The 13,550-nt window shown below is 47.0% G+C and carries 11 protein-coding genes and 1 tRNA gene; 3 read left to right on the top strand and 9 right to left on the bottom strand.

The window, feature by feature from the left end:
* Window positions 1–99: 99 nt before the first annotated feature.
* On the top strand, window positions 100–459 hold the full coding sequence (locus AC5SLM_RS11130) for a hypothetical protein (protein ID WP_495251035.1): 360 nt from the start codon (window positions 100–102) through the stop codon (window positions 457–459).
* Window positions 460–756: 297 nt separating this feature from the next.
* On the opposite strand, the gene AC5SLM_RS11125 is transcribed toward AC5SLM_RS11130, so the two are convergent.
* From AC5SLM_RS11125 to AC5SLM_RS11085, 9 genes are all read right to left on the bottom strand, one after another.
* Window positions 757–945, bottom strand: a complete 189-nt coding sequence (locus tag AC5SLM_RS11125; protein ID WP_495251034.1) for a hypothetical protein — start codon at window positions 943–945, stop codon at window positions 757–759.
* 281 nt (window positions 946–1,226) lie between these two features.
* Window positions 1,227–4,595: a MobF family relaxase gene (gene mobF / locus AC5SLM_RS11120; RefSeq protein WP_495251033.1), complete on the bottom strand. Its 3,369-nt coding sequence runs from the start codon at window positions 4,593–4,595 to the stop codon at window positions 1,227–1,229.
* 150 nt (window positions 4,596–4,745) lie between these two features.
* A complete protein-coding gene (locus AC5SLM_RS11115; RefSeq protein WP_495251032.1) occupies window positions 4,746–5,093 on the bottom strand; it encodes a hypothetical protein in 348 nt (115 codons plus the stop codon).
* Window positions 5,083–5,325: a hypothetical protein gene (locus AC5SLM_RS11110; protein WP_495251031.1), complete on the bottom strand. Its 243-nt coding sequence runs from the start codon at window positions 5,323–5,325 to the stop codon at window positions 5,083–5,085. The genes AC5SLM_RS11115 and AC5SLM_RS11110 overlap by 11 nt, the downstream gene beginning before the upstream one ends.
* 16 nt (window positions 5,326–5,341) lie before the next feature.
* The gene (locus AC5SLM_RS11105) at window positions 5,342–7,663 is read right to left on the bottom strand and encodes a hypothetical protein (RefSeq protein ID WP_495251030.1); all 2,322 of its coding nucleotides are present in this window, start codon (window positions 7,661–7,663) and stop codon (window positions 5,342–5,344) included.
* Window positions 7,660–8,394, bottom strand: a complete 735-nt coding sequence (locus AC5SLM_RS11100; protein WP_495251029.1) for a DUF4373 domain-containing protein — start codon at window positions 8,392–8,394, stop codon at window positions 7,660–7,662. Before AC5SLM_RS11100 ends, AC5SLM_RS11105 begins: the two co-directional genes overlap by 4 nt.
* Window positions 8,395–8,498: 104 nt before the next feature.
* Window positions 8,499–8,771, bottom strand: coding sequence for a helix-turn-helix domain-containing protein (locus AC5SLM_RS11095; protein WP_495251028.1), 273 nt, complete (start codon window positions 8,769–8,771; stop codon window positions 8,499–8,501).
* A gap of 508 nt (window positions 8,772–9,279) precedes the next feature.
* Window positions 9,280–9,356 (bottom strand) — tRNA-Met (locus AC5SLM_RS11090).
* 47 nt (window positions 9,357–9,403) lie between these two features.
* Complete coding sequence (locus AC5SLM_RS11085; protein ID WP_495251027.1) at window positions 9,404–11,392, bottom strand: AsmA family protein; 1,989 nt, start codon at window positions 11,390–11,392, stop codon at window positions 9,404–9,406.
* A 176-nt stretch (window positions 11,393–11,568) separates the two neighbouring features.
* Between AC5SLM_RS11085 and groES the strand changes: the two genes are divergently transcribed.
* Window positions 11,569–11,838 (top strand): co-chaperone GroES, encoded by a 270-nt coding sequence (gene groES / locus AC5SLM_RS11080; RefSeq protein ID WP_495251026.1) that lies wholly within the window; start codon window positions 11,569–11,571, stop codon window positions 11,836–11,838.
* Window positions 11,839–11,872: 34 nt separating this feature from the next.
* Complete coding sequence (gene groL / locus AC5SLM_RS11075; RefSeq protein ID WP_495251025.1) at window positions 11,873–13,507, top strand: chaperonin GroEL; 1,635 nt, start codon at window positions 11,873–11,875, stop codon at window positions 13,505–13,507.
* Window positions 13,508–13,550 lie beyond the last annotated feature (43 nt).

Below are 13,550 nucleotides of genomic sequence, written 5' to 3'. Positions count from 1 at the left end.
CGCCTTTTATCAAGCTCATGGCCGAACTTGAAATTAAGACCCTTGATGAGAGAATTGCGTTTTTGGACATAAAATAAAAAAGGACAAAAGGAGTTTTACATGTACGACAATGACCGAAGGACTGGAACGGACTATGAGTATGAAAAAAATCTCGATGCGCTCATGCAAAAGAGCTATCGCAAAGGCAAACAACTCATCAAGGTAAAATACGCTCCCGACACGGAAGAATTAAGTGACATGGGAACGGTCTATATCATTACCGATGATGTAGATTTTATCCATGCATTGAGTGAAATAAAGCATTATAAAAACATGGTTAAGTTCCTTGATAACAACAAGGACATGTATGTTGAGCTAGTAAAAACTCCCGATGCATTCGACCTTGAATTTGATGTGTCGCATACGATGCTAGAAGCGGTGGAAAACAGCGAAATGGATATTGAAGAGAAGTTGATATAAAGAGGCATTGTCCAGTTAGCCCCTATGCTTAAAAACTAACTGGACAAATCAAGGTGAAACATCATTATAGTTTGTTTGCGATTAAAATAACGATTTGCTTCCTGCTATCTCCTAAGCTTTTCAATTTCACATATATATAGTAAAGTTTTCCACAAATAGCGTGAACCGCACCATTGAATGTTAGGAAAATATACCATTCAAGAAGCACCCCAATGTTGTTGAATGGTAGGAAAATATACAATTCAAACCTACAAAAAACATTCAAACCACTTCAGTCGCACAATACACAAAAGATAATCATACAAGGTTTTGCGAACAGGCTTTAGATGCCTGCTGATAGCCCTTTAAAATACTCTCTATTTTTTGAGAGTGAGAGGGTTCATTCTTTGGGCTAGAGAGAGAAAGAATATCCTTACGATACGACTTGGCCTCTTCCTCCGTATTAAACAGCACGCTCCATGCAGAATATTTCTTATCTTGAATCATCATCATCCTTTTTAAAATTTTTCTTAAAAAAGTGAGTGAATATAATAAATAAATACTTAAGTCGATATAAATCAAAAAGCAAGTAAAGGGCGGGGCTTTTAAGGGGGGATTCAAAATCTAGGTTTGATTTTTTTACATGTAAGAGATTGCCCACCTCCCGATGGGGCACGACCGTTGAGCTTTGCGCCGTGAGAGCCTACGCTTCGCTACGGTCTCCGCACCCTATCGCTACGGTGCATTGCCCCGCAAGGGGGCGCACCTAAACCCTGCGGGGCTATCGGCTATCTTTTCCTCCTTTGGGCTTTTTGGATTTTTGAAGATGTATCATTCGACATACGTTCAACATCACTTGTTCTATCATTCGACAAGGATGTAGAATGATAGGTTTGAGATTCGAATGATACGTTTTCCGTCTCTCGCTTGATGAACGCCATGCGTTCTTCGTGTGGCGTAAGTTGGGTTTTTTCTTCTTTTTTCAACTCTTCCTTGGGGACGCTCTGTGTGCTTTTTTCCAAGTTGAGCGAATCTCGCCAACTTGTGCGGCGTATGATTCGACTTTCCACTTTCGCCTCTGTCGTATCATTCGCCTCACGTTCAGCCTGAAGGCGTATGATACGCTCCTGATACGCTCGATATGCCTTTTTCCACGCCAAAGATACGGCGGATTTCAGTCTTGAGCCAACATGGCCAAGGCTGTGAGTTGTCCGTCGCATTCCATGATGATTTCCATTTCGGGCGCCCATGTGAGCGTCCGCGCCACGGTGCAAAAGCATCTCAGGCCGCTTCTTTGAGCTGGATTTGCGAGGGCGTACCACATTGAGGAGGGGCATTCGCTGCAAGCTCCGCCCTCCACTGCATAATCCATCTGTGCCGTGAGTGCCTTGAATATTGGACTCACGTATTCTACTTGCTCCGAGTGCGTTTTTTCTGTGTTCATTGATTGTCTCCTGTTTTTGATTTTCCGTAAGGTATTCCAAGGTTGAACGCTTGAGCTGTCTTTGCCCAACATTCGACAAAAGTTCTTCTTTGTTTTGCGTGAAAAGTTGAAAGCCATGGGTAGCCCTAGAGGCCTGCACATATAAAGAATTCAAGTTCGCCATCTGCGAATCCGCCAAGGCAAGCACATTGCGCGAAGTCATCCCCTGACTTTTGTAATCCGTCACCGCATAGCCACGCTCGAAAAAATTGTGTTTCCTAATATCGAAACTCTTTTCGCGCCCACTGTCATTCCGCACAGTCACCATACCGTTCTCAATCTTCAGAATCGTGGCTACTTCGCCATTTTCAACCTTGAAGCCGTCTTTCCGACTGTGGATATTTTTCGTGAAAATGATTCTATCGTTCACCGCATAGTCCCGTTGCACCTCCTTGAATGTTTGAATTTCGCCATGCCGTTCGTAAACATCAATATCGCTGACCGAACGTCCAGAACGCACGCGTATGGTTCTATCATCCACCTGCCCCACAACCTCATACATTGCACCACGCTTTGCGCCCTCAATTTGCATGAGCATTCCTATTTCATAGCTTCGCGCATATTGTGAGGCTGTGCCATTGAGATTCACACTCTCCTTTGTGGTGATTTTGTGTCCGACACCAAGATTTGTATTTTGCGCTCGAATTGCCTCATTGAGTTTTTGCCTTTGGTCGTTTTTTGAGGCAATCACCAACGGTTCTCTGTCTCGCGCCTTTTTTTCGTTTTTGTTGCCCTCTTTGAGCCGCCAATACTCTTTTGAAATAGCTTCGATGGCTTCCTCTGCGCCAAGCTCGTGCAACGCATCGGCTTGCTCCAGTATTTGCAACGCCTCCTTCGCTTGCGCAACCGTGAGATGGCGCACAGCGTCTTTCATGTGCACGGTCTCCTGCCGCATGATTTGCGCCATGGTCACCGTTTCGATGTCGGTATTTTCAAGAACACCCTGAAAAGCGCCACCCGCCGCCACGGATTGAAATTGCGAATCATCGCCGACAAAAACAATGCGTGTATTGCTCTTTTCGGCGAGCTCTTGCAGCTGATGCCATTGCGCCGACCCAACCATTCCTGCCTCGTCGAGGATGAGAATGCGCAGGGGACTGTTTTCATTTCTCGGATTTTTTTCTTCCTCAAAGAAAAATTTGTGGATTGTGGAGGACTGAATATTTGAGTCTTTTTCCAACCCTTCCGCCGCCTTCGCCATGAAAGCAATGCCACGAAATTCGACGCCCAAATTTTCAGCTTCGGCGATTTTTCGGATGTTCTCCACGGAGAAAGTTTTTCCTGATCCTGCAAGGCCGCGAATGGCAATGAAGCGGTCTTGCGTCGTCAAAACAGCTTCGATGAACTCTTTCTGCCCTTCCGTCATGCGGAAGCCTTTTTGCGCCTCGGTGAGACGAATGTGTTTTTGAACCGCCTCCGCATCAAGCAGTTGTTTTTGAGTGCCTCGCCCGTTTTCCACCTGCGCCAAAATTTCCGCTTCCTTGCGAATCATTTCATGAGTCGAATAGACCCCAGTTTCAAGGGCACAAATGGTGGTATTTTTCGCCAAGGTCGTGCGATAGTCCTCCATGGTCAAACCATGGTGCAAGCCGTGCTTCATGCACTCCAACAATAGTTTTTTTTCTGAAAAAACGGACTCATTCGCAGTGATGGACTCCGCCGCCCTAGTGATGTGCTCCTGAATCAGATGTGGCGGGACAAATTCAGGCCCTTTCACTTTTTTGATACGATTTTCAAAAAACGTCCCGTCAAGCCCCGCTTGCACCATGCGTTCTTTCGTTTCTTCCTGCCACGCCACTAGATCTAGTTTCGTTTTTGCGTTTTTTGACTTCGCGTTGATCGCGTCCAAAGCCTTCGCGTGATTTGCGACTTCTCGCCCGATTTCTTTTTCATATTCCGCGAGTTTCGCGCGCAATTCGACGCTTCGCCCGCTGAATTCCTCGATTTGTTCACGAGAGTACCCTGCGAGCTCAAAGAATCCTGTTTTCGCGTTCACTTCAAGGCCGTATCCAAGCCCCCGCACCTCCTTTGCGAGCTCATTGCGGAACATTTGCCCAAGAAGCATTTTTGCGCGGTATATTTCGCTGTTTTGCATGGTGCCAGTGCGAGTTTTCCCGCTTTCATCGCGATAGCAAACGGTGTTGAGCAGGAAATTGTGCGCGTGCTCAAGCGGGTCAACAACACCCGTATCCGTCGCCCTCGTGTTGTCGTGCGCGAACGTAGCCCACGCGACACCAAGGGGCTCCACCTCGATGACACGCTCCCCGCCCCACACTTTTGCCTTTGCAAATTCCTTTTCTACAAGCTCCATGGCCCGCTGATTTGCGCGCATGTGGGCATCTCGAAGCTCTTGGGCTCTTGCGGTGTGACCGTTGTGCAACAAGCCCTGCACTTCAAGAGAAAAGGACTTCGGAGGGAAGGTGGAAATGTCGATTCCCGCCCTTCTTTCGGGGTCTCCCGCATTGCGAACTAGTGGTTGACCATTTTGCGCGTGAAAGCCGTTGAGGGTGGCCTCGAAGGTCTCTTTTGAGACCTCCTGACCTGAGGCAAGCCCAAGGGCTTCGAGGCCTTTTCCGTGAAAATGACCAATCTCAGAGTTTTGTTGGTAGTAGTTTTCTTTTCGGTAGTAGCCTAGTGCCTTGGAGGCAGACAGGGGTACGCTCATGGTCACCATTTCATGTCCTTTCTTCGGTTGGGGCACACCCGACCGAAGGCAACCAGTGACAACTGGGTCGGGTGTGAGTGAAATTCAAAAAAGCAAAAAAAGGTGGGAGAGACATGCATACCCAAGCTTCTGTGGCTTTCGGGGTGCTCATATCCATACCTATGCCTTCGAAATGCCTATGCACCCACTGTGATGGGTATGCCTATGTGCTTGGGCCAAGATAGAATCAAGCTTGGCTTTCGGTTGCCCCATGCGAAAAAACCCAAGAAACAGCCCAAGCCCCTGCGTGACATCCATACGCCATGCGTCACGCAGGGCTTCGACGTAGGGAAAATCCACGTCGTACCCATCAATCAGTGAAAGGGCCTCAAGCATGTGCGAGTCATCTACATGTAGAAAAAACTCGCTTCCATCCGCATAGACACACTGGATGCCATTCTCCATTTCCGAAAGCACCGTCACATTGTACATTTGGTGCACATGTTGCACGATAGATTCATTTTTCACGGCACACCTCCAAAATCAGCTCCCGCAAACTCATGTTTCCGAACGGTTGCGCTTTGGGCAAATGCTCGTTGAATTCGTTTTTCCCGAGAATTTGCGACCCGAGAATTTGCGACTCGATGTTTCCAAAACGCAAATTCAACTTCTCCAACTCCGTCGATTGGGAGTCGGCGGATAATCCGCCGAGGGCAAAACCCAAAACAAAACCCAAGATTCCCAAAATAGAACTTTTCATTTTTTCTCCTTTTTTTTCAATTCGCCATAGGGCGGCTGTACTGGCCGCCGCGATTGTCGATTTCTCGACCAATGATGCCCTGCGCATCGCCTCCTGATTCTTCGCCGACCCCTAGCATCTTCAGCAGGATTTCAGCCCCGTTGAAAACAATATAGAAACTCAAAACAACCCCAATGATTGCGAGCGCAACCGAGAAAAACCCTTTCAAGAAAAACAACCCAAAATCCGCGAAATTGTAGGACGCGCTTGTGACTCCCTGCGACATGGTGATGTGAAAAAAGTTTGCAAATTGCTCATCAATCAACATGTCCGTGATGGCGCGAAACAAGTCCAAAAATACGATACAAAGCGCCGCAGAAATGCTCAATGTCAGCGGACGACTCCATATCACGAGGCCCTTCGTCAAGAACTTCCGAATCGCATCCTCCGAGGAGGATGCGAGCATCCAAACGACCATATATGGGGAAATGAAGAGGTATACCACCATTGAAAGGAGCCAGTAGGTGATGACCAAAAACGTGGCGATGACGAGTGTGATGAGTGGGAGGTATTTCACGAGGTAGCTATACAAAAATATGGTAGCGCCGTGCGCCACGGCTTGCTTTGCGCCCGAAATCAAATTTCCAACAAATGGTATTTTTTCGAGGGTCGAAGTGGCACCTCCTACGGTCGCTGAAATCGTCGAAGTCACGGTACCCGCTGCGGGTAGCATCAAATATGGCAAGGTCTCGATGACGTCAGCGACGACAGAGTCGGCCACCACTCCTTTTTCCATCCCCTCGTTTTTTCTGATTTCCTCCCTCGTTTTTTCGAGGCTCGATTGTGATTTCACATTGCGGTCGTATAGCCCTATATTTTCGGAAAACATATTGCCCGATGCGATGAGCGGCAAAGAGAAAAACCCGAAACTTTCGATATTTCGAATCTGAGAATCCGCGAGACTCGAAAGTTGCGTCTGCACCCTCCTATCATTCGACGCCTCGCCGTAGTTGCCGAGAATTCGGTCGTTTTCCTCTTTTTGAGCGACGAGGGTTTTTTGCGCCGTTTCAGAAAAATCGCACAGTTCGAGCGACAGGAGTGCTCTGCGATACTCGGCTCGCAAGGGAGAAATGGTGCTCATTCCCTGCTGAACTCGGTATTTCCCACCCTCTTCTCGAAAAAAGATGTCTCCCACTGCCTTTTCACACGTGCCGAGAATGCCTTCATAGGCTTTGATTTTTTTCTCGTTCGCGACTTGCTCGATGGCTATTTTTTCGACCTCGTCTTTCGACAACAAGCCGCTGTTTTTCCTCTGCACATTCACATACGTCTGCCCGAAAACCTCCGTCACGGATGTTGCGAATTCAACGGATTTTCGGATGGCGGCGCCATAGATGGACTGGAAATTTGTGCGGGATATTTGATTTTCGGAAACCGTGATAGCCCCTGAAATCACGTAAAACGAGTAGATGATAGCCATCGTGTACACCCCCTTCCCCCAGTAATCCGCGGGGTCTTGTTTCCCGCTGATGGTGAGCGTCATTTTTCGGTTCATCAGGAAAAAAGCGGCGAAGGGGAGAACGAGAAAAAGGACCCAACTGTTGATTTGATTGAGCATTTCATCAACATTTGCGAACATAGAAATGTAAAAAAGTAATATCTTGTCGTCGAAGCTTTCCAATGAAAAAGATGGCGTGAAGCTTCCCTTGAGCCGAACGCGATTTTCGATGATTGAACGTTCAAAATCTATCACCTCGTCATCGAAAGTGAGCACCGCAACGAGAAATTGTGCGAAATCCACATCGCGGTCAGTGCGATTGATTTTTCGATATTCAGTGGCACGGTCTTTTTGCGTGGGAAGACTTGCGATGGCGGTTTGTATTTCCTCGGCCGAGGGCGTGGTTTGTGCTTTGATTCCATGGTGGATATATATGTATTCACCCACCTGCTCCATGGTGCCCTCGGAGTGGAAACTCAGGGTCACCTCGCCCGATGAATAGTCCATTTTTGCGACCTTTGCAACATATCCCTCGCGCACCTCGAAGCTCAAGGGAAGCTTTTGCGGGTCGGGGGTTGAGCGGAGGAATTTGAGAACTCCTTCCGCCTCCCTCTCTATTTGCGTGCTTTGCTGTTCTTGTGCTGGTTGCGCCTGTTGCTTTTGGATGGCTTGCGTGGGCATCGTGAAAGCATATGCATTTGAGCCCCCTAGGAGGCTCAGGAGGGCCCAAAGAAAGAAAAGGAATACCTTGGGTCGCATGGTGCTATTTTTCGCTGTTTTGCCCGCTCTTTCAGTGGAGCACAAAGCAGAGTCCGCAGGAAAGCTTTGGGCCCGCAAACGAAGTGCGCGAGGGGATGTCATTTGTCACCTCCCTTCAAGAGCAGGTGCTGATTTCGGAAAAGGAATTGCCACGTGTCGATTGCTTCTTGGGAACTCAGGTCTTTTTGTGACGCGCCATTTCGGAGGTATCCGTTTTTGATCCTGATAGGGGTTGTGATTCGAAACCCCATGGGGTTGTTTTGAGGCAGAAAAAATGCCCGCCCCTCAAATTCTCGAACGCAGTGGTTTTTGAACGAGTGGAGCGACGAGAAAGAGAGATTTTCTATATTTTTTTCTTCTGTGTTGTGTTGTGTTGTTTTCTTTTCTTTTAGCTCAGCGATAGCTCGGCTTCCGCTGAGCAAATGCTGACTTGAGTCTCCTTGACTCAATATTTCGATTTCTTTTTCCATTTTTTTCTTCCTTTCGAGCGCCCCTTTTTGCGCGTTGAGGCGCATTTGAGCGCATTTTTCATCGTATTTTTCCATGCGTCGACAAAGCGATGCGCTCAGGAAAAACTCATCGTTTTCAATCTCGAAAAGGCCATAGTTTCGGATGACCGTCTCGACTTTTGGCGCGCTTGTGCCGTATTTTCGCGCGAGGGAGGGAATGAGGCGTATCGGGTAGCGATATTTCTTCTCTGGGCACCCCCTCAATGTTTCGATGAGAACCCAATATACGCCGTATCCTTCGAGACCTAGTTCATCGATGAGGAGCATACATTTGGGGTCGTCCTTGGCGTTGAAATCGTGAGAAAACCAATAGTTTTCGGACATACGTATCCCTTTGTGTATTTTCATTTTTTGATTTTGGAGGGATTTTGGTACAATTGCAGACCAACACCCTCAACGGTGTTTTCTCCTCGCTCCCTTCTCGCAGTTCAAGCCTCGGAAACTTTCTCTGCTGAGGGGAGCTCTATCGTCGCTCGCAACGACCTGACTGCCACTTTTTGACCCTCTGCCCATGCGACGAGTTCACTTTGTTGATAGTATACTCGACCCCCAATCTTGAAGTACGGAAGGACTCTTTTGCACCGAAGCCCCGCTTGTGTGCTTTGGCGCAGGGGCGGAATGACCTCTATGTCGCCGATGCTCAAGCCCTTTGCCTCCAACTCGATGGAGGATATTTTTCTGTCTTTTTGCGAAAAGCTCATCTTTTCTCCTTTTTCGATTTTGATGCCGAAATCATGACATGTTTTTCGATTTTTCGCCTGAATTCATTGGCGCAGAATCCCTTGATTTAGGGCTTTTCGTTATATATTTCTTATATAAAAGTTATATAAAAGTTATATAACAGTTATATAATCTGAAGTTATGATTTCCCCAAATTTAGGGCTTTTGATTTTTTGGAAAAAAGCATTTTTTTTGATTTTTTTGAGGAAAAACTTTTGAAAAAAGAGTGTTTTTTGGGAGAAATGCAAGTGATTTTTGAGTGTTTTTGAGTGTTTTTGGCTATTTTTGAGAATAAAACTTAAAAAAATAAATTAATTTTGCTGGATTTTTTGGAAAAAAGTGAGATTTAAAAAAATAAATAGTCGAAGTGGGGTTTTGGAATACTTTGATTTTTTAAGTGCGGTAAATAGTGCGGTAAGGTGTTTTTGTGTGGTAAATTTCTTTTGTGGAAGAAGTGGTTTAAACGTCGATTTGAAGGGGTTTTGAAGATGGTGGCGAGGGGGGGACTCGAACCCCCGACCTCCGGCTTATGAGACCAGCGCTCTAACCAGCTGAGCTACCTAGCCACCTAAAATGAGGATGGCATTATATACCGCCACCCCTTATGTTTTGATTAAAATAGCTTTAATAAATCCCGAACAAGTCCTTTTGCTTCGTCTGGAACATGTTTTTCAATCTCTTTGTCCAGTTTCTTTTGAATATACTGGGATGCTTTGATGCTCACGCGTGGGTTTTGCATCTTTCCTTCGATGACACCGCTGAGGTCTTTCTTTTGCACCACGATGTCAAAGGGCACGCGCAGTTGCTCATTTTCGCGCCCAAGCGTTCCTTGCGAAACGCTCAACTGGCTCTGTTCTGCTTTCATTAGCAGGTCAAAAGTGACACTCGTGGGGGAAATCTTCCCTTCAAGCGTCGTGTTTTCATACAATTCCCGCGTGAGGTTAAACCCCGTGGCCACTTGCACCAAGCGCGTCAATTCACTCTCCACTAAGCGCCCTTGGGGAAACGCGGCTTGAAACGCACCCGTATCTTTAGCAACATTGTACACAAGCGTTGCGTTGCCCACTGACTCAAAAACATAGGGCACATCTAGCAATGCGCTCAAGCGTTCAAACACAACACCCGCCAACTCCGCGTCTAGCTGTTCATTGGCAAACACAAAACTACTTTTGCCTCCCAATACTTCCGTCTCACCCCGAGCCCGCGCGCCATGTTCATCAACCCCCACTTCTCCATTCATCGCAAAAGCGCCATGCAAGGCTTGTTTTGTGAGGGGTTTTAGCGCAAGCAATTCCTCTACATGTAACTGGTATTTTGTATTTAACGCCCCCGCTTTTAAATCACCCTGTCCTTGTGTCGTACGCAAGGTCCCCACAGAACTCACAACCTCACTCACAAACTCCACGTTTTCCCCCGCCAAAGAAGCATCCATCGTGGCCCCATAGGTCATCTTAGCAGGAAGCTCGACCCCAAAAAGTTCCAAAATCTCAGCGGCATTGGGAACACCATTGGCCAATCTAAAAGCCACGGTTCCCTTTCGCGTTGCCTGGCTTACTTGCGTGAGTTTTGCCTTTACATGTAAGGCCCCTTTGCTATAACGCGGCTTGCCTAGGCGCATCAAGATTTCTTCCAAAGCCACATTCTCCATGCTCACATCCAAAGCATCATTCTCATAAAACACGCTTATCAATCCGCCCAAAGAGGCCGTTGAAACCTCAGCGCGCAACTCTTCTTTGACTCCTTTTAAGGTAGCATCTAAGGCTAAATTTCCCGCCAAAGGCATTCCTACGAGAGATTCAAGCAAAGCAAGGTTTGGCACCACCACGCGCATTAGGGCATTCCATGCTAGCGTTTCTATATTGGCTTGAACCACAGGAAAACGCACCTCAGCAAGAGAGCTTACAAGCGCCCCCTTGGCCTCAAGTTCTTTGTCTTTTAGTACAGCATGAAGCTCGCCCACATAGGTCACTTTTGGCGGCAAGGCCACGCCGTAATGTTCTTGCACACGCGCCGCGTTAACCAAGCCATCTAAAAGCGTCACCTTACCCACTAGCGTTCCAGATTGTGCAGTGTGCGCTTCCACACTCACCCTTCCTTCGATAAAGCGCGGCTGCCCCAAGAGTTCTAGTATTTGGCCCACGTCAAGGTCTTTGGCTTCTACTTGTGCCGCGTTCAACATCTTCTCTTTAAGGGTTACTTCGTAGGCAATATCCGACCCAAAAGCCTTCCCTATCCCTTGGACAACAAAATCATGCACAAAACCTTTCGCCTCGCCCATTAATGTCAATTTCTCTTGAATCACCATCACAGGGGTCTCAAGCCCTTGGGCTTGGATGTCATAATCCAGCGCGAAACGTTGGTCAAAAAGATTAAAGGTCCCTTTTACCTCCAGTGTTGCGCTCTCCTCTACGTTTAGCACCGCTAAAAGGGAAGAAAAACGCAGTGAAAACTCCCGAATGTCTACCTTTTTTCCAAGGGATTGAGAGGCTTTTTTTTCAAGATACGGACGCACAAGGTTGTTGCCAACTTGCGTAAAAAGAACCCCATACACCACGCCCATGAGCACCAGCACCGCACCTATTATAATGGCGACTACACGCATAACTTCTCCTTTAACTTAACAAGTAAACTCAGAATATGTGAGTCACTTAGACTAAAGTATTGTGATATTTTTGCAAAAAACTGTTGACTTAAGACTAAAAATGTCGTATAATTTCATCACTCAAATTTTATGAGTGCTAAAAATTCAAAATCACTACCATAAGGAAGGACAAAAACATGAACTTTCAACCCCTAGGTCACCGCGTATTGGTTGAGCGTATCGAAGAACCAACCACCACTGCATCAGGTATTATTATACCTGACAACGCAAAAGAGAAGCCTTTGAGTGGCATTGTACGTGCCGTTAGTAAGAAAGTAGAAGACAAGGGCCTTGTGTCTGTGGAAGACAAAGTGGTTTTCGGAAAATACTCTGGCACTGAAATCTCCATTGGCGGCAAAGAATACCTTGTCCTTGAGACAAAAGACGTTCTTGGCGTCATCAAATAACCCCAATACTTACAATTAACTAAGGAGAATACCAATGGCAAAAGAAATTCACTATTCAGACACCGCACGTAACGAACTTTACGAAGGCGTTAAAAAACTAAACGATGCTGTTAAAGTTACCATGGGACCACGTGGTCGCAACGTGCTTATCCAAAAAAGTTTTGGCGCACCTAGCATCACTAAAGACGGCGTTTCTGTGGCTAAAGAAATCGAGCTTAAAAATGCTATCGAAAACATGGGTGCTCAACTGGTTAAAGAAGTGGCAAGTAAAACCGCTGATGAAGCGGGCGATGGTACTACTACCGCGACCGTTCTAGCCCACGCCATCTTCAAAGAAGGCCTTCGCAACATCACCGCAGGTGCAAACCCTATCGAAGTAAAACGCGGCATGGACAAAGCAGCTGAAGCGATTATCGCGGAGCTTAAGAAAATCGCCCGTGAAGTGAAAGACAAAAAAGAGATCGCACAAGTAGCGACCATTTCTGCAAACTCTGATAGCAAAATCGGTACACTCATTGCTGATGCAATGGAAAAAGTAGGCAAAGATGGCGTCATTACTGTAGAAGAAGCCAAAGGCATCCAAGACGAACTTGACGTGGTTGAGGGTATGCAGTTTGACCGCGGTTACCTTTCTCCTTACTTTGTCACCAACCCTGAAAAAATGCAAGCAGTCCTTGACCACCCTTACATTTTATTGTTTGACAAAAAAGTTTCCAACCTTAAAGACTTGCTTCCTGTGCTTGAACAAGTACAAAAAACAGGCAAACCCCTCCTTATCATCGCTGAAGACATCGAAGGCGAAGCCCTTGCAACCCTTGTTGTAAACAAACTTCGTGGTGTGCTTAACATCAGTGCGGTTAAAGCTCCTGGTTTTGGCGATCGCCGCAAAGCAATGCTTGAAGACCTTGCTATCCTCACCGGTGGACAGGTTATTAGCGAAGAATTAGGACGAACCCTTGAGAGCGCCACTTTGGCTGACCTTGGACAAGCTGCAAGCGTTGTGATTGACAAAGACAACACCACTATCGTGGATGGTGCGGGCGCTAAAGAAGCCATCACAGCACGCGTGAGTCAAATCAAAGCGCAAATGGCTGACACCACCAGCGATTATGACAAAGAAAAAATGCAAGAGCGTCTAGCAAAACTTAGTGGCGGTATCGCCGTTATCAAAGTGGGCGCTTCTACTGAAATCGAAATGAAAGAGAAAAAAGACCGTGTCGATGACGCTCTTTCTGCAACAAAAGCTGCGGTTGAAGAAGGTATTGTGATTGGTGGCGGTGCGGCATTGCTTCGCGCTAAAGCAAAACTTAACCTTAGCCTTAGCGGTGATGAAGCCATCGGCGCAGAAATCGTGGGCCGCGCTCTTAGTGCACCCCTTCGCCAGATTGCTATCAATGCAGGGTTTGACGCGGGTGTCGTTGTCAACGCTGTTGAGAGTAACACAAACGAAAACTTTGGCTTCAACGCAGCCAATGGCGAATTTGTAGACATGTTTGAAGCGGGCATCATTGACCCTGTTAAAGTGGCACGTGTAGCCCTTCAAAACGCTGTTTCTGTAGCAAGCCTTCTTCTTACCACTGAAGCAACGGTAAGTGAAATCAAAGAAGATAAAGCTGCTCCTGCAATGCCTGACATGGGCGGCATGGGTGGAATGGGCGGCATGATGTAGTGCCCCCTGAGGCTCCCTTCGCGGGGCCTCACCTCTTCTTTAC

This window comes from Sulfurospirillum sp. HTRB-L1, assembly GCF_059415125.1.
The sequence above is the reverse complement of the archived record's forward strand: the minus strand, read 5'-3'. Positions and strand labels throughout refer to the sequence as shown.

Coding starts and splice junctions, on each gene's coding strand:
- AC5SLM_RS11130 (WP_495251035.1), top strand. CDS start 100: ATGTACGACAATGACCGAAGGACTGGAACGGACTATGAGTATGAAAAA.
- AC5SLM_RS11085 (WP_495251027.1), bottom strand. CDS start 11,392: ATGCGTGTAGTCGCCATTATAATAGGTGCGGTGCTGGTGCTCATGGGC.
- groES (WP_495251026.1), top strand. CDS start 11,569: ATGAACTTTCAACCCCTAGGTCACCGCGTATTGGTTGAGCGTATCGAA.
- AC5SLM_RS11125 (WP_495251034.1), bottom strand. CDS start 945: ATGATTCAAGATAAGAAATATTCTGCATGGAGCGTGCTGTTTAATACG.
- AC5SLM_RS11105 (WP_495251030.1), bottom strand. CDS start 7,663: ATGACATCCCCTCGCGCACTTCGTTTGCGGGCCCAAAGCTTTCCTGCG.
- AC5SLM_RS11100 (WP_495251029.1), bottom strand. CDS start 8,394: ATGTCCGAAAACTATTGGTTTTCTCACGATTTCAACGCCAAGGACGAC.
- mobF (WP_495251033.1), bottom strand. CDS start 4,595: ATGGTGACCATGAGCGTACCCCTGTCTGCCTCCAAGGCACTAGGCTAC.
- AC5SLM_RS11095 (WP_495251028.1), bottom strand. CDS start 8,771: ATGAGCTTTTCGCAAAAAGACAGAAAAATATCCTCCATCGAGTTGGAG.
- AC5SLM_RS11110 (WP_495251031.1), bottom strand. CDS start 5,325: ATGAAAAGTTCTATTTTGGGAATCTTGGGTTTTGTTTTGGGTTTTGCC.
- groL (WP_495251025.1), top strand. CDS start 11,873: ATGGCAAAAGAAATTCACTATTCAGACACCGCACGTAACGAACTTTAC.